The sequence below is a fragment of the Actinomadura sp. SCN-SB genome, assembly GCF_043906805.1.
In the GTDB taxonomy this organism is placed as follows: Bacteria; Actinomycetota; Actinomycetes; order Streptosporangiales; family Streptosporangiaceae; genus Spirillospora.
Genome location: NZ_JBIMPP010000018.1, coordinates 60,404 through 78,483, shown reverse-complemented (window position 1 = coordinate 78,483; position 18,080 = coordinate 60,404). Strand labels below are relative to the sequence as shown.

16 protein-coding genes are annotated in these 18,080 nt (G+C 72.7%); 4 read left to right on the top strand and 12 right to left on the bottom strand.

Annotated elements, in window-relative coordinates:
• Positions 1 to 120 precede the first annotated feature (120 nt).
• The 3 genes from ACGWYJ_RS14670 (at position 121) to ACGWYJ_RS14660 (ending at position 3,839) form a co-directional block, all read left to right on the top strand.
• Positions 121 to 2,808 (top strand): nitrate- and nitrite sensing domain-containing protein, encoded by a 2,688-nt coding sequence (locus ACGWYJ_RS14670; protein ID WP_395106484.1) that lies wholly within the window; start codon positions 121 to 123, stop codon positions 2,806 to 2,808.
• Between the two features lie 7 nt (positions 2,809 to 2,815).
• Positions 2,816 to 3,196 carry a DUF742 domain-containing protein gene (locus ACGWYJ_RS14665; RefSeq protein WP_395106483.1) on the top strand — a complete coding sequence of 127 codons (381 nt, stop codon included), beginning with the start codon at positions 2,816 to 2,818 and terminating at the stop codon, positions 3,194 to 3,196.
• 64 nt (positions 3,197 to 3,260) lie between these two features.
• A complete protein-coding gene (locus ACGWYJ_RS14660) occupies positions 3,261 to 3,839 on the top strand; it encodes an ATP/GTP-binding protein (RefSeq protein WP_395106547.1) in 579 nt (192 codons plus the stop codon).
• A gap of 31 nt (positions 3,840 to 3,870) precedes the next feature.
• Here ACGWYJ_RS14660 and ACGWYJ_RS14655 read toward each other — a convergent pair whose 3' ends face one another.
• The 5 genes from ACGWYJ_RS14655 to ACGWYJ_RS14635 all read right to left on the bottom strand — a co-directional run bounded on the left by ACGWYJ_RS14655 (position 3,871) and on the right by ACGWYJ_RS14635 (position 8,506).
• The gene (locus tag ACGWYJ_RS14655) at positions 3,871 to 4,110 is read right to left on the bottom strand and encodes a hypothetical protein (protein WP_395106481.1); all 240 of its coding nucleotides are present in this window, start codon (positions 4,108 to 4,110) and stop codon (positions 3,871 to 3,873) included.
• A 122-nt stretch (positions 4,111 to 4,232) separates the two neighbouring features.
• The gene (locus tag ACGWYJ_RS14650) at positions 4,233 to 4,859 is read right to left on the bottom strand and encodes a hypothetical protein (protein WP_395106480.1); all 627 of its coding nucleotides are present in this window, start codon (positions 4,857 to 4,859) and stop codon (positions 4,233 to 4,235) included.
• Between the two features lie 193 nt (positions 4,860 to 5,052).
• Positions 5,053 to 5,841 carry a hypothetical protein gene (locus tag ACGWYJ_RS14645; RefSeq protein ID WP_395106478.1) on the bottom strand — a complete coding sequence of 263 codons (789 nt, stop codon included), beginning with the start codon at positions 5,839 to 5,841 and terminating at the stop codon, positions 5,053 to 5,055.
• An 85-nt stretch (positions 5,842 to 5,926) separates the two neighbouring features.
• Positions 5,927 to 7,195 (bottom strand): FAD-dependent oxidoreductase, encoded by a 1,269-nt coding sequence (locus ACGWYJ_RS14640; RefSeq protein ID WP_395106477.1) that lies wholly within the window; start codon positions 7,193 to 7,195, stop codon positions 5,927 to 5,929.
• Positions 7,196 to 7,243: 48 nt separating this feature from the next.
• The gene (locus tag ACGWYJ_RS14635; RefSeq protein ID WP_395106545.1) at positions 7,244 to 8,506 is read right to left on the bottom strand and encodes an ATP-grasp domain-containing protein; all 1,263 of its coding nucleotides are present in this window, start codon (positions 8,504 to 8,506) and stop codon (positions 7,244 to 7,246) included.
• Positions 8,507 to 8,665: 159 nt separating this feature from the next.
• Here ACGWYJ_RS14635 and ACGWYJ_RS14630 point away from each other — a divergent pair, with 159 nt between their 5' ends.
• A complete protein-coding gene (locus tag ACGWYJ_RS14630) occupies positions 8,666 to 9,742 on the top strand; it encodes a glycoside hydrolase family 26 protein (protein WP_395106476.1) in 1,077 nt (358 codons plus the stop codon).
• Here ACGWYJ_RS14630 and ACGWYJ_RS14625 read toward each other — a convergent pair.
• The 7 genes from ACGWYJ_RS14625 to ACGWYJ_RS14595 all read right to left on the bottom strand — a co-directional run bounded on the left by ACGWYJ_RS14625 (position 9,694) and on the right by ACGWYJ_RS14595 (position 18,027).
• Complete coding sequence (locus ACGWYJ_RS14625) at positions 9,694 to 10,845, bottom strand: glycosyltransferase (RefSeq protein ID WP_395106475.1); 1,152 nt, start codon at positions 10,843 to 10,845, stop codon at positions 9,694 to 9,696. The genes ACGWYJ_RS14630 and ACGWYJ_RS14625 overlap by 49 nt on opposite strands.
• A 333-nt stretch (positions 10,846 to 11,178) precedes the next feature.
• On the bottom strand, positions 11,179 to 11,859 hold the full coding sequence (locus ACGWYJ_RS14620) for a hypothetical protein (protein WP_395106474.1): 681 nt from the start codon (positions 11,857 to 11,859) through the stop codon (positions 11,179 to 11,181).
• A 52-nt stretch (positions 11,860 to 11,911) separates the two neighbouring features.
• Positions 11,912 to 13,054, bottom strand: coding sequence for a glycosyltransferase (locus ACGWYJ_RS14615; protein ID WP_395106472.1), 1,143 nt, complete (start codon positions 13,052 to 13,054; stop codon positions 11,912 to 11,914).
• The gene (locus ACGWYJ_RS14610; protein ID WP_395106471.1) at positions 13,051 to 13,782 is read right to left on the bottom strand and encodes a polysaccharide deacetylase family protein; all 732 of its coding nucleotides are present in this window, start codon (positions 13,780 to 13,782) and stop codon (positions 13,051 to 13,053) included. Before ACGWYJ_RS14610 ends, ACGWYJ_RS14615 begins: the two co-directional genes overlap by 4 nt.
• Complete coding sequence (locus ACGWYJ_RS14605; protein ID WP_395106470.1) at positions 13,779 to 15,302, bottom strand: lipid II flippase MurJ; 1,524 nt, start codon at positions 15,300 to 15,302, stop codon at positions 13,779 to 13,781. The genes ACGWYJ_RS14610 and ACGWYJ_RS14605 overlap by 4 nt, the downstream gene beginning before the upstream one ends.
• Complete coding sequence (locus tag ACGWYJ_RS14600) at positions 15,299 to 16,582, bottom strand: O-antigen ligase family protein (RefSeq protein ID WP_395106469.1); 1,284 nt, start codon at positions 16,580 to 16,582, stop codon at positions 15,299 to 15,301. Before ACGWYJ_RS14600 ends, ACGWYJ_RS14605 begins: the two co-directional genes overlap by 4 nt.
• Complete coding sequence (locus ACGWYJ_RS14595; protein WP_395106468.1) at positions 16,579 to 18,027, bottom strand: exopolysaccharide biosynthesis polyprenyl glycosylphosphotransferase; 1,449 nt, start codon at positions 18,025 to 18,027, stop codon at positions 16,579 to 16,581. Before ACGWYJ_RS14595 ends, ACGWYJ_RS14600 begins: the two co-directional genes overlap by 4 nt.
• Positions 18,028 to 18,080 lie beyond the last annotated feature (53 nt).

The window sequence follows — 18,080 nt, the reverse complement described above, 5'->3', positions numbered from 1 at the left end:
CGAATGATTCAGATCTCTCTCCACAACCCGCCCAAATGATCAGTTGGAGCTGTACCCTCTCTGCGATCAGTGACCGTCGGCTAACGGAGAGCGGCCTCAGTGCGATCTAAGGACCGTCGAATGGGTTCACGCATCAGTCATCGGCGTCCTCGACCGGGAACCGGGCGGTTCAGGACGGTACGCTTCAAGGTCACGGCGCTGGTCCTGGTGTCCCTGGTGTCGCTCACGGTGCTGTGGGCGTTCGCGGCCAGCGTGACCTTGGGAGAGGGCCTCAACCTGCGGAACGTCGAGACGGTCCAGGACCACTTCGAGTACCCGTCGGGCGCCCTCGGCAGCTCCCTTCAGGCCGAGCGCCGCGCGACCATGGTCTACCTGGGCGGCAAGACGCCCGGGGACCTGGCGGTGATGGAGGCGGCGCGACTGGTCACCGACCGGCAGGCCGATCTGTTCCGGCGGCTGGCCAGCGACAAGGACGCGCTGGACGACGCCCCCGCCCAGACCCGCCGGCTGGCCGGCACCATCATCAGCGGGCTGAACGGGCTGGGCGCCAAGCGGACGGCCATCGACGGCGGTCGCACGTCCCGCACGCAGGCGTTCGCCGACTACAGCGGGCTGATCGGCAACATTGGAACCCTCCAGGGGACGCTGTCCACACTGAGCAACGCCGAGGTCGCCAAAGACTCCCGGACGCTGGTCGCGCTGGCCCGTGCCCGCGAGGCGCTGTCGCAGGAGGACGCGCTGCTCGCGGGCGTCCTGGCGTCCGGCCGCTTCACCCGCGCCGAGCACGCCGAGTTCGTCAAGCTGGTCGGCACGCAGCGGTCGCTCTACAACATCGCCGCGCCGGAGCTGCGCCCGGAAGACCAGACCTACTACCGCAGGGTGACCACGACCGAGGAGTACAACCGGCTCCGGACGCTGGAGAACCGGTTCGTCAACGCGCCGGCGCTCCCCAGGGCCGGGGACGACACCCCGGTGCTGTGGAAGACGACGCTGGAGTCCAACCTCACCCGGCTGCGCGGTCTGGAACTGTCGCTGGCGGCCGCCTCCGAGTCGCGCGCCCGTCCCATCTCCGACGCCATCATCCTGCGGGTCGCCGCGGCCGGCGTGCTGGGCCTGTTCGCGGTCGTGCTGTCGGTGACGCTGGCGACCTGGGCCGCGCGCTCGGTCATCCGCGACCTGAACGGGCTGAAGCGGGAGGCGCTCGACCTGGCCGGCTCCCGGCTGCCGAACGTCATCCAGCGGCTGCGCCGGGGAGAGGACGTGGACGTCGCCGCCGAGGCGCCGCCGCTGTCGTTCGCCACGGAGGAGATCGACCAGGTCGGCCAGGCGTTCAACGCCGCGCGCCGCACCGCGATCGCCGGAGCGGTCGACGAGGCGGGGCTGCGCCGCGGCATCAGCGACGTGTTCGTCAACCTGGCCCGCCGCAGCCAGACGCTGCTGCACCGGCAGCTCAAACTGCTGGACTCCATGGAGCGCCGGATCACCGAGCCGGACGACCTGGAGGACCTGTTCCGCATCGACCACCTGGCCACCCGCATGCGCCGCCACGCGGAGGGCCTCATCATCCTTTCGGGGCAGGCGCCGGGACGCGGCTGGCGCAACCCGGTCGCGGTCATCGACGTGGCCCGCGCCGCCGCCTCCGAGGTGGAGGACTACACCAGGGTCACGGTCGCGCCGATGTCGCAGGCGGCCATCGCGGGCGTCGCCGTCGCCGACGTCATCCACCTGCTGGCCGAGCTGATCGAGAACGCGTGCTCGTTCTCCCCGCCGCACACCACCGTGCAGGTGACCGGGCAGGCCGTCGCGCGCGGCTTCACCCTGGAGATCGAGGACCGCGGGCTGAGCATGGACGAGACGAGCCTGGCCGCGGCGAACGAGCGGCTGGCCAACCCGCCGGAGTTCGACCTGTCCGACAGCGCCCAGCTCGGCCTGTTCGTGGTGGGACGGCTGGCGCAGCGGCACGGGATCCGGGTGACGCTGCGCACCTCGCCGTTCGGCGGGATGAGCGCCGTGGTGCTGATCCCCGAGGACATCGTCGTGCACGGCGACGGCGAGAGCTACGAGCTGGACGGGGCCGAGTCGCGGCTGGCGCTCACCCGGCGCAGCGAGGACGCGTTGGTTCCGGTTGGGGTGGTCCGCGGCGGCCAGGGTGGCTACGGTGTCGCGGACAGGAACGCGCTGCCCGCCGACTCCGGCGGGTCGGTGCTGCGCCTGCACTCCAACGAACCGGAACCTCCTCGCGGTGCGCGGCACCGCAGGAAGCAGGGGGAAGCGCCGCCACCCATGCCCGACCCGTACGCTTCCGGCGGTCCCGCCGACGGCACCGGCCCCCTCCCCACCCACACGACGGGGCCGCTCCCGCCCGTCCAGCACGACACCACCGCGCCGCCGCCCCCGATGAGCCCGCGTTCCTCCACGCCTCCCACCGGGACGCCCACGCAGGGCACGCCGATACCGGGTGCGTACGGGCCGGAACCCGTGCCGGAGGGGGCGTCGTCCCGTCCTGTGCAGGAGTTGCGTCCGGAACGCGAACGCAGACCGGGGGGCGGTGGCACCGGGTCGCTGCGGCGTCCGCCGGGAGGTGCAGGGCGCGGCCGCGGCGGCCGGCCCGACCTGCCCAGGCGGGTGCGTCAGGCCAACCTCGCGCCGCAGCTCCGCGAGGAGCCCTCCGGCGAGACCGTCGCCGAGCAGCCGCCGCCGCGCGCCGAGCGTTCCCCGGAGGAGCTGCGCTCGATGATGTCCTCCATCCAGCGCGGCACGCGGCGCGGTCGCACCGAGTCGACGATCGAGTTCGACGAGGGGTCGTGACGGGGCGATGAGCGGCCCAGGAAACGAATGGCTCGACGAGGAGGCCGGGCCCCTCGTCCGCTCGTACGCGCTGACCCGCGGCCGGGCCAGGCCCAGGACCGACGGCGAGGGTTTCGAGATGATCGCGATCATCGCCACGGTGGCCACCCCGACCGGGGCGTCTCCCGACATCGGACCCGAGCACCTGTCGATCGTCGACCTGTGCATGCGGCCCCATTCCGTGGCGGAGGTGTCCGCCCGGCTGGGACTGCCGCTGGTGGTGGTCCGGGTGCTGCTGGGCGACCTGCTCGCCCACCGGCTGATCGCGGTACGGCGCCCGCAACAGGAAAGCCCCACTGTGACCGAACATCTGCTCAGGGAAGTGCTCCATGGACTCGAGGCGCTCTGACGCCCCCTCCGACCACGCGTCCGAGGGCGCGGGCGGTCCGCCAGCCGGTGGCGGCGCGGCGGCCATGCCGCTCGCGGTCAAGATCCTGGTCGCCGGGGGCTTCGGGGTCGGCAAGACCACCTTCGTCGGCGCGGTCAGCGAGATCCGGCCGTTGCAGACCGAGGAGGTGCTGACCGAACAGAGCGTCGGGGTGGACGACATCTCCGGCGTGGACCGCAAGACGACCACGACCGTCGCCATGGACTTCGGCCGGATCACGATCAGGGAGGGGCTGATCCTCTACCTGTTCGGCACGCCCGGCCAGGACCGGTTCTGGTTCATGTGGGACGAGCTGTCGCACGGCGCGCTCGGGGCGATCGTGCTGGCCGACACCCGCAGGCTGGCCGACTGCTTCCCCGCCGTGGACTACTTCGAGAACCGCGGGCTGCCGTTCATCATCGGCGTGAACTGCTTCGAGGACGGCTACGAGTACACCGCGACGGAGATCCGGGAGGCGCTGGACCTGAACCCGGCGACCCCGGTGGTGCTGTGCGACGCGCGCCGCCGCGAGTCCGCGAAGGCCGTGCTGACGTCCCTGGTCAAGTATCTGATCTCGGTGAACGACGAGGAGCGGGCGGCGCAGACCGCGGGCCGGTTGGGCTGACCCTGGGGCGCCGAGCCCGGGGTCGCCGGGCTCAGTGCGCCCAGGCCCAGTCGTCGGACTCGTCGGGATCGGGGCGGGCCGCCGTGTGCGCCGTGGAGGCGGCGTGCCGGGCGAGCTGCCCGTCGATGGCGCGCAGCAGGGCCCCGTCGGGCGGCGACTCCCGGCACAGCGCCGCGCGCAGGTCCTCCAGCTCGTCCGGGACCATGGCGCTCAGCGGCTTGGAGATCCAGCCGGGAGGGTATGGTGCGTGCTTCGGCGGCGACCCCCTCATCGCGCACCTGCTTGTCGCGCTCTTCGCACTCGTCGCATGTCGTGCGGTCCTTCGCTGGATGGGGGACGGGGGCGGCACGCCCGTAGCGGCGCGCCACCCCCGTCCTCGGTCGGGAACGACCGTCAGGGGAACAGCGGGCTGTTCTTGCCGACGTTCAGCGGAAGCCCGGTGTTCGGCTGCTTCAGGCCGAGCTGCCCCTGGCCTTGCTGCTGGCCCTGCTGCCCCTGCTGCCCCTGCTGGCCGGGCTGTTGCCCCTGCTGCTGGGACGGGGTCTGCTGCTGGGTCGTCCCCGCCTGCTGTTGGGGAGCCACATACGCGTTGTCCGAGTACGAGTCCGAGTCCGAGTACTGCTCCTCGGTGTACTGCTGCGGCGGTCCCTGGGTCTGGTTCTGGAGCGCCTGGAGGAGCTGGCCGGTGATGGCGCCGGCCAGGGCCTGGTCGAGCCCACCGATCGGCCCGGGGCCGCCCGGCGCGGTACGGGCGCGGTCGTCGTTGTAGTTGATCTCGGAGGGCGGCTGCTGGAGCAGGCCGCCCTGCTGCTTCAGTCCCCCCGGGTTGGCGAGGCCGTTCCCGGAGCTACCGATGGGCAGGCCCGAGGTGCCCAGCGAGCCGAGCAGCCCGCTGACCGGGTCGGTATTGGCGGGAACGCTCCGTGTGTCGGCGTTGGCGGAGCCGAGGCCGGCTCCGATGGCCGCGACGCCCGCGGCCACCACGATGGCGCGGCCGACGTGCCTGGTCCAGTTGCGCATCCTTCTTCTCCTTGTTCGGGTGTGCGGTTGACGCGCGAGGGCGTCCTGTGCGCCGGTCGGCGGGCACTGCCGCCCGCGGCCGGATCGGGAAACGAGATGTTGTGGGCGCGGGAGCGCCGTGCGCCGCGATGTCCGTGCCCTCCCGGCGAGGGCGGGTCGCGCGGGCCGGGCGCGGAACCGGCCGCGGCCGGTTCTAATCGGGGACGATCGTGGGCCGCTCGGGCGAGGAACCGTCCTTCAGCACCGTCGCCGGCGGGGTCCGCACGCCCGTGACGGCCGGTGCGGCGTGGACAAGGGACGGCGGCGGGCCCGCCACGGGACCGGGTGCCTGCCCGGCCTGCGGTGCCACGCCGCTGAGGTCGTCCTGGCTCGTCGGAAGGTCGGGTCGGGGGACGGGCGTGCCGTGCCCGGCGCACAGGTCGCACCTGCCGGTCGTGGCCGTCCCGGGACGGAGAAGGCGCGGATCGGGATCGCCGTGCCCGGTGTCGCGGTCATCGGTCGCCGGGAAGCCGGTGTCGGCGTCGTCCGTCGTGGGCGACGCGGGGACGCCGGCTTCCGGCGGGAGCCGCGCCTCTTGCGACGTGAGCGCGGAGAGCAGCCGGTCCGCCGAAGCCGTCACCGGCGCCGTGCCCTTCGCGAGCGGCCCCGTGCGTTCGGTCAGCGCGGTACGTTCGGTGAGCGCGGGACGCGGCGCGGGGTCGGCGGGCCCGAACGGGTGACCGGCGATGCCGCCGAGGTCGCGCACCGTGTCACCGAGCCCTCCGTGAGCGTCGGCGGACGCCTGCTGGCCCGCCAGGGCGGACAGCACGAGCCATCCCGCCAGGGCGAGCCCGCCGACGAGCACCGTTTTCACTACGGCTCTCAGCAGCAGCGCCCCGGCCGGCCGCGAGAGACCCGCCTGCCCGCGGAAGGCGGGCAGGCGGGCAGGCGGCGTGCGATCCGGGGGTAGGTGACCCCCGTCGTGGATCGGTGCCGGCTGCATCGCGGATCTCCCCGAGACCAGAAGTCGATGACGCTCCGCAACGCTAGCAACACCGTGCGTGGCGACCTGGGCCCCGATGCGGGATCTACGAAGGCTTTACCGGAACCTTCGGCGCCGCTTGTGAACCCGCTGCGGTGTGCCCCGCGTCGGCGCTCCCGTTCACCCGCGCGCCGAGACGGGACGCGATGTGCGCGGCGATGCGGCGGGCGGCGAAGTCGGCGCCGTGCACGAACCGCATGACGGGGCCGAAGCTCGCCGCCGCCGCGAGCCCGGTGAAGTAGAGGCCCGGGACGGAGCTCTGGAAGTTCCGGCCCAGCACCGGGGTGCGCAGCTTGACGCGCACCCCCGAGCTCAGCTCGGGCGCGAGGATCGTGACGCGGTCGAGGTCGGGGACGTACCCGGTGGCGGCGATGACGTGGTCGACGCGGTGCTCCCAGCGGTACCCCTCGTCCCCCGCCGTGGTGAGGACGGCCCGTCCGCCCTCCTCCGCCGCCGAGATGATGACCCGTCCGGTCAACACCTCGATCCGATGGTCGAGCCGCTCCTTCAGCCACCATGCCCCGGCCGGGCCGAGGGTGGTGCGCACGAGGTGGCGGCGGGTCGCGTCGGGCAGCAGGCGGGTCGCCCACGGATGCTCCGACCACAGCCAGGTGCGGTAGCCGCGGCCCAGCCCCGAGTGCGGCCCGCGCAGCAGCCGGTTGACGATCGACGGCGACGAGGCGGGGACCGAGTTCCAGGCCAGCCGCGGGGTGCGCGCGATGACCTGCGGATGCGCGCCCGCGTCGGCGAGCAGCACGGCCGTCTCCAGCGCGGACTGGCCCGCGCCCACCACGGCGACCTCCTTGCCCTTGAAGTCGTCGAGGTCGCGGTGGGCGACGGTGTGGGTGCCCAGTTCGGCGGGCAGCGTCGCCAGCGTGGAGGGCGTGTAGGCGAACGGCCGCACGCCGACGGCCACGACGACGGTGCGCGCCTGCGCGACCTCCCCGGTGGAGAGGGTGACCGCGTACCGGCCCCGCGCCCGCTCGATGCGCAGCACCTCGGCGTGCTCCGTGTACGGGACGAGGTGCTCGGCGAACCAGCGCCCGTACTCGACGAACGTCGAGACAGGGATGGGGCGTCCGGTGCGCCAGCCAGGGTGCAGATCGGTGAACCGGGCGCCCGCGATGGGGGCGCCGAGGCTGGAGGCGAACGGTTCGGACTTGAGGAACATGCCGGGCGGGACGCAGGCGTCCCAGAACTCCATCGGCGTCCCGATGACACGGACGTCCAGGCCGTGGTGCCGAAGGTGCGCCGCTGTCGAGAGGCCGTAGGGCCCTGCCCCGACGACGAGCGCGTCGGCGATCGAGTCGTTCATTCGCGTACCCCCGTTGAGATGTGGTGCCCGTGCTGTACGGGCGGGTGGTCAGCCCTTCCCGCGGCCTGTGACGACGCTGCGCATCCCCAGGGCCATGACACGCATCCCCAGGGTCAGGAACGGCAGGGGGTCGTCGGCGGCGAACCAGGCCGGCTCGGCCGCCGTGCGCAACGCGCGGTAGACCTTGCGGCATGACGTGGCCCGCGGGCCAGGGCGGGTGAGGGTGTGGTGCAGGAACTGGTGCTCGACCAGAAGCGTGCGCCCGTACCGGGGCCGCGCCGTGGGCACGTCGCGGCCGGAGCGCTCCAGGTGGAGGGCGCGGACCAGGTCGAGGCCGCCGGCGTCGTGGAACAGGCGGAACTGGGCGCCGAGCCTGGGGTTGAAGTCGAGCAGGCGGTAGGTGCCGGTGACGGTGTCGAACCGGAAGTCGAGGTCGACGATGCCGCGGACGCCGAGCATCGTGACGATCTTGTGGGCCAGGCCCTCCAGCACGGGGTTGAGCACCCACTCCCCGGCGACGGTGTGGCCCGCCTCGGGCGGATGCGCGAGATGCTTGCGTCCCGTGCCGCCGAACACGCAGTTCTGGTCGCGGTCGAAGTGGCCGTGGAAGAACCAGTCGCCGCCGTCCGGCGGGATGCGGCGCTGGAGGATGAGCGGCCCCGCGCCCGCGCAGGGCTCCGTCCCGGCCAGGTCGAAGAGCCGGTGGACGGCGGCGGCGCGGTCGAGCACCACGGTGCTGCGATGGCCGCGCGGCAGCAGCCACGGCCGTGACCACTTGGCGACCAGCGGCAGGCCCAGGTGCGCGACGGCCTCGTCCAGTTCGGCGCGCGAGCCGGGCAGGACGCTCTCGGGGCAGTCGATGCCGTACCTGTCGCACTGCGCGAGCAGCATGGACTTGTCGGCGACCCGGACCGGGGCGCTGGGCTCCTGCTCGGGGAAGTCGAACGCGGGGGACAGGTCGTGCGCCCGCTCCGCGATGAAGATCGCGCCCGCGTCGTCCAGCGGCACCAGCAGCGGGCGGACCCCGGGACGCGTGGCCGCCCGGGCGGCCACGCGGTGGAGATGCTTGGTCAGCGCGCCGGGATCGCGCCGCGGCGACGGGCCCCAGGGATGGCGCCCGCGCAGATGACGCGAGTGCGCGGCCGGGACGAGACGGTCTTCGAGCAGGGCGTGGACGGGTACGCCCGCCCGGCCGAGCGACCGGATGGCGCCCAGCGTGCCGTGGTGGAACGGGTTGCGGTCGGTGCGCAGCAGCACGACCGGCAGGCTCCGGTCGAGCGCCGGCGGGTCGTGGTCGGGACGGAACGGCATCGCCGTCACGGACCCTTTTCCACGGTGTGGAACAGTTCGACCGGGTGGAACAGCGAACGGGCAGGCATAATCGAAAGGCTCCTCAGGGCGAGGTAAATTCTGGTGCCGGTCGCGTGTGATCGTCCGTTACCGGGTGTGTCCGGCACGAATATCGTACGCATGGAAACCGGTGCAGGCCATTGTTCCCGTCGGCCATTCGGATATGCGCGCCGCAGATCTGGCATCGGATTTTTCAGCCGTCCGATGACGGCCCTTGCCGTTGCCGTTGCGCTGGCGCTGGCGGTGGTGGTCGGCGCATGGGCTGACGGGTCCCGTTCGTACGGGGAATGGCATCGGTACGGGGAATGGCATCAAGGGGCGGCGCTGGGAATTTTCGTCGGCTCTGGGGCCGATGCTCTGGTAAGAGTCGACTCCTTCGGCCGGTGGCTGGGCCGCCCCGCCACCGTGGGGCACACCTACCTGCCGGGCGACACCTGGGCGGGCGTCGAGGGGCCGGTGGGGTTGATACGGCCGTGGGCGCGGTGGCGGCGCGCCGACCCGGCCAGGCTGCTGGTGATCAACGTGCCGATGGCCGCGCCGAACGAGGCGGGCATGCCGGACGCGATGGTGGCCTCGTTCCTGCGCGGCGGCGCCTCCGGCTCCTATGACCAGCACTACCGCGTGCTGGCGGAACGGCTGGTCGCGGAGGGCGCCGAGGACGCGATCCTGGTGCTGGGGTGGGAGATGAACGGCGCCTTCTACAGCGGCCGGTGCGGTCCCGACCCGCAGGCGTGGAAGGCGTACTGGCGGCGGATCGTGGCCGCGATGCGGGGTGTGCAGGGGGCGCGCTTCCGGTTCGACTTCACCTTCACGCGCGGGCGCGACGCGGTGCCGTGGGCCGACTGCTACCCGGGTGACGACGTCGTGGACATCATCGGGTCCGACAGTTACGACCAGCCGAAGGGCGCGACGTTCGAGCAGCATGTGCGGGAGCCGTTCGGCCTACAGGCCCACGCGGAATTCGCGACGCGGCACGGCAAGCCCATGTCCTTCCCCGAATGGGGATTGTTTCGCAACTCCGACAATCCCGACTATATCCGGGGAATGCATCAATGGATATCCTCGCACAATGTGCTCTACCAGACGATCACGGATTACTGCCCGCACGGCATCTGGCAGTGCACCGCGAATCCCCGTTCGGCCGTCGCCTACCGGGAGTTGTTCGGCAAGAATTCGGCCGGTTCCGCGGGTTCCTGAAACTCGGTGTCGCCGGTGGCGATCCCGGCGGTGAGGGCGGCCAGCCGCGCCAGCGTGAGCGACAGGTCGTACCGCGCCGCCGCCCCCGCCGCCGCGCGTCCCTCCGCGTCGGCCTCGGCGGGACGCGACAGCCTGTGAGCGATCGCGGCGGCCAGCGCCCCGGCGTCACACGGCGGTACGGCCGCCCCCACTCCGTCCTGGACGACCTCCGCGAGACCCGGAATGTCGCTGCACACCAGGGAACGGCCACGGGCCAGCGCTTCCAGCGCCACTAAGGGAAGGCCCTCCCAGCGCGAGGGCACGACCACCACGTGAGCAGCCGCCAGCCAGTCCCTCGTGTCCGGAACCGCGGGAACGAGCAACACACCGTCCCCGTCACGCACGTGAAGCCGCAACAGCCCATCACCGTCACCGACAAGGGCCAGTAGCGCGTGCGGGCACTGCTCCCTCACCGCTGCCCAAGCCTCAAGGAGGATGTCCTGGCCCTTCTGCCGCGTGACACGTCCAACGCACACCGCCAGTGGCACGTCCTGTGGCACCCCGAGTGCGGCACGGGCCGCGCGGCGGTCGTCGTCATCCGCCGGAGTGAACCTGCTGAGGTCTACCCCGTTGCGTACGAGCTGGTAGGGGCCATGCACCCCGGCGGCTTGGCCCTGGTGCAGTTCTCCTGCGCCGACACAGATGAGCGCGTCCGTGCGTCGGCGCGCCGCGTACCGTTCCCACCGCAGGACGGCCTTCGCCTTCGGACCAGTGGCGGCGAGCCATGACCACCCGTGCGGCTGGAAGATGGTCGGCGTCCCGTCCGCATAGTGGGGGAGACGCCCGGCGAGGCCCGCCTTGGACGAATGCAGGTGAAGCACATCGGGTGCCAGGCGCCGCACGATCGACCAGAGGTCGCGGGCTTCCCGCAACGTGGACAGGCCAGGCGAGCGCCCGGCATGCCAGGGCAACTGCAGCACACCCGAGGCTTTCACGCTCGCAGCAAGGTCGCCCTGGGGAGGACACGCCACCGCGACCTCCCAGCCGCGCCGTAGCTGGTCGGCGGCTATGTTGGCCACGCACACGGCCACCCCGCCCGCCACGGGCTGACTGACATGCAGCACACGCAAAGGCAAGTTCGACTCAGCCATGGTTCGGTCCCGCGTGGGCGAAGTGGTGTTTACGGGTCGCGCTCAGCCTCGCGTGGCAGCGGGCGGCTGCGGCGTAGAGGGACGCGGCCGGGGCCCGTCCCAAGATCAGCCGTTCGTTGTGAACGGGAACCGGGCGCCACTTCCGTTTGTACGGCTCGTCGCCGCGCAGCATGGTTAACACCGGGACGCCCAACCTTGCCAGGTTGGCACCGTCACGGCACACGTCCACCTGCCGGCCCGAGTGGCTGGCATGGACACCAGCATGGACACCGGCATGGACATCGCCGGTGTAGAGCCCGACGCCCGTCACTTCTTGGCCTCCGCGTAGTCCTCCTGCGAAGAAGCAGGGGGAGGGACCTGTGCGGTCTTCGGCGCCTGCGTCGGCTGCTGTGCCTGCATGAACTCGCGCCACGCGCGGATGTGCGATGTCAGGCCCGTGGCGGCCACCAGTCCGGCGAGCAGCAGGCCCGTGGCGGTGCCCACCGCCACGCTCATCGTCAGGTTGGGAGAGCTTGGCGCGATGGGCGCCTCGGCTTGCGTCATGAGCGCGACGCGTACCCCTGTCTCCTGCTGGTGCGCGGTGCCGTATCGGACGAGCGCGTCGGCGGCGGCGTTGGCGTACTCGGCCGCCCGCACCGGCGTGTCCGCCGTACCGGTGAGCCGCACGAGCGGGGCGTCGGGCGAGGATGACGCCTGGAGGTTGCGACGGGCGCGTTCCCGTTCCTCGGGCGGCAGGCCCTTGGACGACCAGGCCAGCGTCTCCGGCAGGGGAGCCAGCCGCGTGTACGCCTGCGCGAACTGCACCGCGGCGATGCCCGCGTCCGGCTGGCCGACGACGAGCACGAACGCCGTTGCCGTGTACGAGGGGGGCTTGAGAAGCCCGTAGCCGAGCCCGCCGAGGAAGCCGACGAGGACGATCGCCAGGATCGCCCCGAGCCGGCGGGCGGATCTGGCGAGCGGGGCGGGGACGGAAGGGCGGATCTTCATGGTCAGGGCCTTTCGTTGCAGTGAAGGTGGGTGCGGTGAGACGGCGGGCGCGTCACGTGGTGGCGAGCACTCCGCCGGTCGCGGGACGGACGGCCGCGGGTCCGCCCCGGTAGAGGTCGACGAGCCTGGCCGCGTGCGACTCGGCGGAGTAGTGGCGGGCGACCGGCGGAAGGGGAAGCCGGAAATGCCCGTGACGCGACAGGTCACCGAGTGCCCAGCTCCATGCCGCGGCCTCGGTGGGCAGTCTCCGCGCGCCCGGCGACAGCCGCGGAGGCAGGTCGTCCAGGGCGGGGCAGGTCGTGTAGAGGACGGGCAGCCCGGAGACCATCGCCTCAAGGACCCCCACCCCGAACGTCTCCTGGGTGGACGGGGCCGCGTAGGCGTCCATGGCGGCGAGCATCCCGGCGACCCCGGGCGTCTCGCCCGCGAACACCACGCGCCCCGCGACGCCGAGCCGCCACGCCAGATCCTCCAGCGCCGGCCGTTCCGGGCCGTCCCCGACGATGAGCAGCCAGGTGCGGGCCCACCCGTCCATTCCCGCGAACGCCTGGAGCAGCAGATCGATGCGCTTGGTCGGCACCAGGCGGCCGGCCGTGCCGATGACGAACTCGTCCGGTTCGACGCCGAGCGCTTGGCGCGCCGCCATGCGGCGGGTCCGGTCGAAGGCGAACGCGGACACGTCCACGCAATTGGGAATGGAGACCAGGCGTTCGGGCCGTACGCCCCACGCGAGCAGCCGCCGGGCCACGGTCGGGGAGACCGCGACCGTTGCGGCGCCGAGGCGTTCCGTCGCCATGTAGAGCATGCGCACGCCGCGTGTCGTGCGGCGTCCTTCGATGTGGCCGTCCCCAAGGGAGTGTTCGGTGGCGACGATGAGGGGTGATCCGGCTAGGTGAGCCGCGATCCGTCCGAAGACACAGGCCCGGTACAAGTGGGTGTGCACGACGTCGTACCGTCCGCGCCGGATCAGTTGTACGAGCCTCGGCAGCGCCCCGAGGTCGCGGTTGCTCCGCATGCCGATCTCGTGGACGGGGACGCCCTCAGCCTTCAAGTCCTCCCCGATGGGCCCCGTGCAGGTGAGCACCGCGACTTCTGACTCGACGCGATGCGGAGGCATGTGCCGTAGGAGCAGCGCCAGTTGCCGTTCCGCGCCGCCATGCCCAAGGCCGGTGATGATGTGCAGGACCCGTGTCATACGCGCACCAGCCACTGCAACTCGTGCCGTACGACCTTGGCGCGCAGCCGAAGGCTCCGGTCGCGTTCACCGACATAGGTACGCGCCAGCGCGTAACGGCCCGGCTCACGGGGACGGATCGCGCACGCGTAGTCGTACCCGGCGCGCTTGACCTCCCCTGGGTCGCGCGGGCCGACGTCCCCATACGGGTAGGCGAAGCCCGTCACAGGCCGCCGCACGATGTCCTCAAGGATGAGCCGGCTGTTGCGCAACTCGTCCCGTACCGCCTCTGTGGACGCATCGGGAAGCGACACATGGCGCACCCCGTGCGAGGCCACCTCCATGCCGTAGTCGGCGACCGCCTTGAGCTGGTCCTCGGTCATCAGGGATTTGGCGGGGCCGGTGTCCCAGCTGTTGAACATCCCCACGTTCCCGGCGACCACGAAGACCGTCGCGGTGAAGCCGAACCGCATCAGCGTCGGCACCGCGCGGGTGGCGAAGTCCGCGTAGCCGTCGTCGAAGGTGAGCCCCACCAGCCCGCGCGTCCCACCCTTGGCGTGCGCGTCCAGAAGCTCCCTGACGCTGACGCCGCGCAGCCCGCGGGTGTGCAACCAGCGCAACTGCTGCTCGAAACGCTCCGGCGTCACCGTCACCAGATGCGGGTCCTGCTCATAGTGATCGACCGAGTGGTACATCAGGACCATCGGCATGGTCGTGATGGGATGGCCGAAGGTTTCGGGATCGTTCACGATGCCTCCCTCTGGGGACGACGCCGGCTGAGGACGAGCGCCGCGGCGTAGACGGCCGTCACGGCGGCGCCTCCCGCGACGAGCTGGACGAGCGGAGGGGAGGAGGCGATGGCGGGGCTGCGGGTGACCGCCAGACCGGCCAGGCAGGCGGCGCACGCGGCGGCGAGCAGCGTCCCGACGGCGCGGCCGACGGCGCGGAACGAGATCGGCGCCACCCGCTTGCGCAGCACCACCAGCAGCGTGAGCGCGGCGACGGTGATCCCCGTGGCGTTCGCGGCGGCCAGCGCGGGAGTGCCCACCGTGCCGGCGAGGGCGGCGCCGAGCACGGCGGTGACGGCCAGGCCCCCGGCCATCGCCAGCATCGGGTGCCAGACGGGACGGCTCCCGGCGAAGAACGCCCTGGCGGAGAGGCCCATCATGGCCTGGCCCCAGACGCCCAGCATGTAGACGCGCAGCACCAGCGCCGTGCGGTCCGCGTCGTCCGCGGTGAACCGGCCGTGCTGGAACAGCAGCTCGATGACCTGCGGCGCGAGCGCCACCAGGGCGGCGGTCGCGTAGAGCACGACGCCGCTGACGACGACCAGGTCGGACTCGACGCGGCGGCGCACCTGGTCCCGGTCGCCCCCGGCGGACGCCCGCGCCAGCCGGGGGAAGGTCACCGTCACCAGCAGCAGCGAGGCCACCATCGGCACCTGGCCGACCTTCTGCGCGTAGTTGAGATGCGAGATCGACCCGGCGGCCAGCCCGGAGCCCAGGAACCGCTCGACCAGCACCTGCGACTGCCGGGTGAGCGTGTAGAAGACGACGGCCACCGCCGCGCCCAGCACCCCGTCCCCGACCGAGGGACGGGCCGCGGGCCGCGAGCCGCGCAGGCAGCGCAGGAACGCCGGCGCCTGGACGGCGATCATCAGCAGCCCGCCGCAGGCCACGCCCAGCGCCGCGCTGGTGATCCCCAGCGGCGCCGCGAACGCGGCGATCATCGCCAGGATGCCCGCGTTGTAGGCCAGGTAGATCGCGGCGGGCGGGCCGAAGCGGTGGTGCGCCCGCAGCGTCGCGCTCATGAACCCCGCGACGCCGAAGGCGAGCACGGTCAGCGCGGTCAGCCGCACGCAGCGCGCCGCCGGGCCGGGCTCGTCGAGTCCGGGCGCGAGCAGGTTCACCAGGTGCGGCGCCGCCAGCGCGATCGCCACCGTGACGGCCGCCAGCGCGGCGGCCAGCCGGGGCAGGACGGACAGCACCAGCGGACGCACCCCGTCCGGCTCCCGCAGCATCCGGGTCACGACCGGCACCATCACCATCGCCATGGCGTCCTCGATCAGCAGCGGGGACACCGTTTCCGGGATCGTCCACGCGACCAGGAAGGCGTCGGTGCCGCTTCCGGCACCGAACCGGTGCGCCATGACCAGGTCGCGCAGGAACCCCAGCGCCGTGCCACCGCCGACGAGCACCGCGGTCAGCAGGGTCGCCCGGCGGATCGAGGTGTCGTCGCGTGCGGGGCGCGTCCCGGCGGTGGCCGTCATGCCGGCGCGCTCCCCGGCCGCCGCCACACCGTGGGACCGGCCGCGATCAGCCCGATCACGATGGAGACCAGGACGCTGCCCCCGCCGCCCAGGTCCGAGTACAGGAAGTCGATCAGAAGCGCGGTGAGGAGGCCCGCCGAGGCCAGCCACAGCGGGTCGCGCGGTGACCGGTGCGCCCACACGCCGTACAGCAGCGTCCCGAACAGGGTCAGCAGGCCGGCCAGCCCCAGCACGCCCTGCTCGGACAGGAACAGCATGTACTGGTTGTGCGGCGACAGCAGCGGCTGGCGGCGGTAGCCGTCGTCGTCGGCGACCTCGCCCGCCGACGACAGCTCGATCGGGGCGTAGGTGTCGCGGTAGGCGGGGAAGTTCTTCACGCCGACGCCGGTGATGGGATGGTCCTGCCACATCCCCGACGCGGCCGTCCACAGGCTGTAGCGGTCCACGACGGACTGGTCCGGCGCGTCGGTGATGTCGGCCAGCGACCGGGTCCGGTCGGCCAGCATGTCGAAGCCGGGCCCGACACCGAGGCCGCCGGCCAGGACGACCAGCAGCGACACGGCGGTCACCGCCGTCCACAGGGCCAGCCGCACGCTGTAGGCGAACAGGACCAGCACCGCCGCCGCGCCGATGGCGATCCAGGCGCCCCGGCTGAGCCCCAGCGCCAGCGCCGCGGCCAGCACGAGCAGCGCCGCGGGCGCGAGGAGACGCAGCCGCCACGAACCGGCCAGCAGGAACGACAGCGTGATGATCAGGGCGAGCCCGGCGACGACCGACAGGGCCATCACGTCGGTCCCGCCGAACGTCCCGACCGCCCGCACGTTCTCCCCGGCGTAGGAGGCGCCGTTGCCGGTGCGCGCCTGCCAGACGCCGTAACATCCCTCGAACAGCCCGGCCGCCACCACGCCGCCCGCGGGGATCAGGGCGTCCCGCCGGTCCCTGACCAGGATCAGCACCGCCAGCGGCACCAGCACGAACAACTGCACGACCCGGATGAAGCCCGGCAGGCTCGCCGTGATGTCGGGCGAGCAGAGCGTCGCGAGCCCCGTCGCGAGGACGAGCGGCCCGAACGCCCACAGCGCGCGGCGCGGCGGCGCGGACACCCCGCTGAGGACGGCCACCGTCGCGGCGAACACCAGCAGCAGGCCGGCGATGTCGGAGGGATGCACCTGGACGCCCACCCGCGCGCTCGTCTCGGCCAGGGATCCCTTCGGGGCGCACACCGTGAGGACGGCGGCGGCCACCAGCAGGCCCGGCCGCAGGGGCGACACCCCGGTCACCGGGGGTCCTTCGCCAGCACGGCGCGGACGGTCAGCAGCAGGATCTTCAGGTCGCGGCCGAACGACCAGGTGTCGATGTAGCGGTTGTCGTACCTGGCCCGCAGCTCGATGGAGGTGTCGCCGCGCAGCCCGTTCACCTGGGACCACCCGGTGATGCCAGCGGGCATCCGGTGCCGCAGCCCGTATTCCGGGCAGCTCTCGGAGAACAGACGGACGAAGTGCGGCCGTTCGGGGCGCGGGCCGACCAGGCTCATGTCGCCGCGGATGACGTTCCATAGCTGCGGCAACTCGTCCAGCGAGGTCGTGCGCAGGAACCGGCCCACAGGGCCGATCCGCGCGTCCCCGTCCACCGACCAGCGGGTGTCGGCCTCGTGGTCGTCGTCGGGACGCAGCGAGCGGAACTTCAGCAGGACGAACTGGCGCCCGCCGCGCCCGACCCTGCGCTGCCGGAACAGCACGCCGGGACCGCCTTCGATCCGTACCGCGAGCGCGCAGGCCAGCAGGACCGGCAGGGAGAGCAGCAGCGCGGCGCTGGCGGCGACCACGTCGAAGAGTCGTTTGACGGCGTGGGCCGCGCGTTCGCCCCGCCGCGGTCCGAGGCGGAGGAAGGGCAGCCCAGCCAGGTGCTCGATCCTGCCGCCCGAGACCAGGACCTCCGTCGTGGACAGGACGAGCAGGGTCTCGGCGGGCAGTGCCAGGGACGCGCGGACCACCGGTTCCAGGAGCGGGCGCTGTACGTCCTCCGCGCAGACCACGATGGTGACGCCACCGGGGTGGGCGCTGAGGGAGCGCACCGCCTCCGGCAGGTCCTGTGGGCGGCCGAGCACCGGGAGTTCGGGTACGGGCGGGTCGTCCGGGTCGCCGGCGAGGATCTGGCCGGCCGGCGCGAGCCCGAAGTCGCGGTGCCGCGGCAGGAGGTCCGCGACCTCGGCCGCGGTGGTGCCGGTGCCGACGACGATGGCGGGACGCGGCACCCGGCGGCGGCGCCGATGGGTGCGCAGCGCCGCGTAGACGAGCACCCGTCCCGCCCCGGAGAACGCGCACCCCAGGAAGGTCGTCCACAGCCACAGCAGGACGGCCGGGCGCACCGTCGTGTGCGGGATGCCGCCGAGTGCCAGCGCGGCGACGAGCGCGGAACGGAGGAGCAGCGCGGGAAGGTCGTCGAGGAGGGAGGCCGCGCGGCGGAACCGGTACAGGCCACCGGCGGCGTTGAACGCCACGAACACCACGGCCGCGACCGCCACGACCGCTCCGGGGGAGGGCCACGCCGCGAGCGTCACCGCGACCGCCATGGCGGACGCGTCGGCGACGGCGAGGACGGGCGCGAACAGCGCCGGGAGGACTCGGGGACGGGCGAGCCGTCCGGTGCGGGGTCGTCGGGCACGGGGTGCCGGAACGGTCTGCGGCAGGCCGATGGCGGGAGTGCTAAGCCCCTGAGAGCCCATCCGGTCGTCCTTTCTCAGAGGGCCGGGCGACGCCTTTCTGATCAAGAAGTCTG

What these genes read in the sequence shown, in the direction of transcription:
- ACGWYJ_RS14660 (WP_395106547.1), top strand. Translation starts at nt 3,261, where the DNA reads ATGCCGCTCGCGGTCAAGATCCTGGTCGCCGGGGGCTTCGGGGTCGGC.
- ACGWYJ_RS14615 (WP_395106472.1), bottom strand. Translation starts at nt 13,054, where the DNA reads ATGACACGGGTCCTGCACATCATCACCGGCCTTGGGCATGGCGGCGCG.
- ACGWYJ_RS14650 (WP_395106480.1), bottom strand. Translation starts at nt 4,859, where the DNA reads ATGCGCAACTGGACCAGGCACGTCGGCCGCGCCATCGTGGTGGCCGCG.
- ACGWYJ_RS14595 (WP_395106468.1), bottom strand. Translation starts at nt 18,027, where the DNA reads ATGGGCTCTCAGGGGCTTAGCACTCCCGCCATCGGCCTGCCGCAGACC.
- ACGWYJ_RS14645 (WP_395106478.1), bottom strand. Translation starts at nt 5,841, where the DNA reads ATGCAGCCGGCACCGATCCACGACGGGGGTCACCTACCCCCGGATCGC.
- ACGWYJ_RS14670 (WP_395106484.1), top strand. Translation starts at nt 121, where the DNA reads ATGGGTTCACGCATCAGTCATCGGCGTCCTCGACCGGGAACCGGGCGG.
- ACGWYJ_RS14620 (WP_395106474.1), bottom strand. Translation starts at nt 11,859, where the DNA reads ATGAAGATCCGCCCTTCCGTCCCCGCCCCGCTCGCCAGATCCGCCCGC.
- ACGWYJ_RS14630 (WP_395106476.1), top strand. Translation starts at nt 8,666, where the DNA reads ATGGAAACCGGTGCAGGCCATTGTTCCCGTCGGCCATTCGGATATGCG.
- ACGWYJ_RS14665 (WP_395106483.1), top strand. Translation starts at nt 2,816, where the DNA reads ATGAGCGGCCCAGGAAACGAATGGCTCGACGAGGAGGCCGGGCCCCTC.
- ACGWYJ_RS14635 (WP_395106545.1), bottom strand. Translation starts at nt 8,506, where the DNA reads ATGCCGTTCCGTCCCGACCACGACCCGCCGGCGCTCGACCGGAGCCTG.
- ACGWYJ_RS14605 (WP_395106470.1), bottom strand. Translation starts at nt 15,302, where the DNA reads ATGACGGCCACCGCCGGGACGCGCCCCGCACGCGACGACACCTCGATC.
- ACGWYJ_RS14640 (WP_395106477.1), bottom strand. Translation starts at nt 7,195, where the DNA reads ATGAACGACTCGATCGCCGACGCGCTCGTCGTCGGGGCAGGGCCCTAC.
- ACGWYJ_RS14655 (WP_395106481.1), bottom strand. Translation starts at nt 4,110, where the DNA reads ATGAGGGGGTCGCCGCCGAAGCACGCACCATACCCTCCCGGCTGGATC.